This window comes from Ruoffia sp. FAM 26255 (assembly GCF_045528525.1).
Taxonomy (GTDB): Bacteria; Bacillota; Bacilli; order Lactobacillales; family Aerococcaceae; genus Ruoffia; species Ruoffia tabacinasalis.
The window spans coordinates 1-2216 of record NZ_JBGQQX010000109.1 but is presented as its reverse complement, the minus strand read 5'-3'; the positions used below and the strand labels follow the sequence as shown (position 1 = coordinate 2216).

Below are 2216 nucleotides of genomic sequence, written 5' to 3'. Positions count from 1 at the left end.
GACATGAAGATTCTCTCCTTATACTATGTTGTGGTGACTTAAGTATAACGAATCTTCATGTCTTTTTTTAGTGTTGCGTTTCATCTTACAACACACCTTCTTATTAATGTATATATCTATGCGCCAGTATTTGTTATAGGCACCTTATGATCGTACTAGCTATTATTACCAATGCTAGGCAGAAGCTATTATGGCAAAAGCTAATGGAGTACAACCTATAGATTCTTATTTCTATTGGATCTTTAAACGTTTATCGCATTATTTCGTTTCATCTTTCTGCCTATTCCTTCTTTAGAGTATTCAGCAGAATCTAATTGGCTTGCGTATCTCTTCTTATAGATGACTTCTATTTAACATTCATTATATTTATATTTCTTCTGATTTATTTTGATCTTCCCTTTACCTTACTATAATGAGTACACTTGTTCTTCCATCTATTAGACATATTGCTTATTTGCAGATCATCTTCTAATTTGTGTAACTAATCCATCAGGAATCTTTTGCTATTTATCTACTCATAAGTATGTTTGCTCCCTATGGAGTAGTAACTGATACATCGAATGCTTTTTCTACTTATGAATTCAATACTACCAGTGTTTTTTTCACCTTTGTATAACTCATTACACTACTTTCTTCAATTCAATTATTATGTCCTTAAGTATTTCCAACGTCTTTTCAGAATCCTCAAACTTATTCTGAAATAATCCTTCCAAGTTTTCTTCAAATGCTTCAGGAAGAATGCTTGCGTCTGTTTTTGCATAGGTTATCATCCGTTTTTCTCCAGGATGCGTTAATCTGTTGATCGCAAATATCATATCGAAGTACGACTCTAGAAAAGCTGCAACTCTATGGTTTATACTTACTATATCCTTACGAATAAGAACTTTTTCTATCTGCTTATCATAGGATGGCAGGTTACCAGTGAGTAGATTCATGTTGTTTTGTATAATATTTCTACGTAATTCTTCTGGATATGATATTTGATACTTATTTTGCAGTTTTTCCAATTTACCATTCTTATCAAATAGAATGTTGCAATGTAAAAGATTATGCCACATACAAGTTGTGTATCCATTACTCGGAGTAAACTCTTCAACGACTGAATATATTTGTTGTGAGAAGTCCTCAAGATTTCGGTACAAGATATCAATATCTATTCCATCTTTCAATGTACAATTATCTTCAAGCTCCCAATATGAATTTCCAAGCTCCATATAATGACAGTATTTCTCCAATATTCGTCTTCGAGCATTCTCACTTGGTATCTCATTACAGTAAATATATAAGTCATAGTCCGACTTTTCATCAAATATCTGTTTTACCCTCGATCCCCCAAGGGCAATTGACTCAACCTCTGGCAATGTAGTAAATTCTTTCCATAATTTACTGAAATTCATATTATCCTCCGTTATTGCATGTATTTTTCAAGTTTATTGATTGAATGTACTTATTACCAAAAGTTTACTACACATTCCTCCGGTTTAAAATATTTAACCGTTCGGTTGTTGTATAAGCTCGAAAGTAAACTTCTTAAGATACTATATTACTTAGCTATACACTCTCAATTGAAACCTCTCATTATTGATATTTCCTTTAAATAAAATAGGTCAAGCAACAATCTCTGCTGCTTGACCTCGACTAAAATGAATCATCAACCCTATTTGACAAAGAAACACAAAAAAGAGACATAGATTTTAAAATCTACATCTCTTTCTTTGATCTTTTATGGAGGATAGCGGGATCGAACCGCTGACCTCCTGCGTGCAAGGCAGGCGCTCTCCCAGCTGAGCTAATCCCCCATTATATCAATCGGGAAGACAGGATTCGAACCTGCGACCCCTTGGTCCCAAACCAAGTGCTCTACCAAGCTGAGCTACTTCCCGAAATGAAACGCACCCTGTAGGAGTCGAACCTACAACCGCCTGATTCGTAGTCAGGTACTCTATCCAAGTGAGCTAAGTGTGCCATATCTTTTAGTCAATTATCTTAACACAAATGTGTTATGCCGAGGGCCGGAATCGAACCGGCACGGTAGTCACCCACCGCAGGATTTTAAGTCCTGTGCGTCTGCCAGTTCCGCCACCCCGGCAATATGCCGTTAGTACTTACAATCTGGCTATAAAATTTTCTTAATTTTCACAACATTCAAAATCTAAAAGATCAATATGAAGCCATTTACCGGAGTCGAACCGGTGACCTCTTCCTTACCATGGAAG

The 2216-nt window shown here is 35.8% G+C and carries 1 protein-coding gene and 4 tRNA genes; all 5 read right to left on the bottom strand.

The window, feature by feature from the left end:
• Positions 1-620: 620 nt before the first annotated feature.
• Positions 621-1397, bottom strand: a complete 777-nt coding sequence (locus ACEN31_RS11425; protein WP_407109470.1) for a DUF4037 domain-containing protein — start codon at positions 1395-1397, stop codon at positions 621-623.
• Between the two features lie 329 nt (positions 1398-1726).
• Positions 1727-1799: transfer RNA gene (locus ACEN31_RS11420), tRNA-Ala, on the bottom strand.
• 10 nt (positions 1800-1809) lie between these two features.
• A tRNA-Pro gene (locus ACEN31_RS11415) sits at positions 1810-1883 on the bottom strand.
• Between the two features lie 8 nt (positions 1884-1891).
• Positions 1892-1965, bottom strand: a tRNA-Arg gene (locus tag ACEN31_RS11410).
• 38 nt (positions 1966-2003) lie between these two features.
• A tRNA-Leu gene (locus ACEN31_RS11405) sits at positions 2004-2089 on the bottom strand.
• Positions 2090-2216: the final 127 nt, after the last annotated feature.

Coding starts and splice junctions, on each gene's coding strand:
- ACEN31_RS11425 (WP_407109470.1), bottom strand. CDS start 1,397: ATGAATTTCAGTAAATTATGGAAAGAATTTACTACATTGCCAGAGGTT.